The organism is Alcanivorax sp. HI0044, assembly GCF_001634945.1.
On sequence record NZ_LWEZ01000035.1, the window covers coordinates 1 to 719 of the forward strand.

General features: G+C 58.4%; 1 protein-coding gene. It reads left to right on the plus strand.

Going from position 1 to position 719, the window contains the following annotated elements:
• On the plus strand, nt 1-719 hold a 719-nt coding region (locus tag A3730_RS00390; RefSeq protein ID WP_304439444.1), incomplete at both ends, for a histidine kinase dimerization/phospho-acceptor domain-containing protein.

A 719-nucleotide genomic window follows, 5' to 3' on the forward strand; every position in this document is an offset into this window, starting at 1 on the left:
CCACTACTGGTCGCTGGTGGAGGTAAACCCGACTCAGCCGCGTCCCAACACCCGCCATCTGCTGGGCTTGCTGGACAGTGAGGCGGTGCAGGATACGATTCCCCAGGTACTGGCGAATTTGCCTGACGGTTATCAGCGGGTGGATCTGGCCGGTGAGCGGCCCATTGTGTATATCGAGCACCGCGACGGCGCGCGGCTTTACCTGATTTTTGATGAAAAGCGCGTGTCGGTCTTGGCGTTCCTGTTCGGCATTCTGCCGTTAACCGGGGTGTTGTTGGTGATTTACATCACCTCGTTTCTCGGTTGGAAAAAATCCCGCGATTTACTTTCCCCCCTGGTCCAGCTTTCTGATGCATTACGGCAAACGCCGGTGAATGACCCCAGTGTGGCTCGCCCGGATCTCAGCGACATATCGGCGGATTCGGGTAGCGAAGTGGCGGTTTTGGTGGCGGCACTGAATGGCTATGCGGACCGGTTGGTGTCGTTTGTGGAGCGTGAGCGCCAGTTTACCCGTGATGCCAGCCACGAATTGCGCACGCCACTGGCGGTGTTTCGCGCCAACCTGGAATTACTGGTGAGCCAGGTGGGCGACCGCCCTCTGATTCGGCGTATGGACGACACCGTCGATGACATGGAAGCCACCCTGGAGACATTGCTCATGTTTGCGCGCACGGAGCAGCATAGCCAGCAGAGTGAGGACGTGATCGTCAATGATCTGG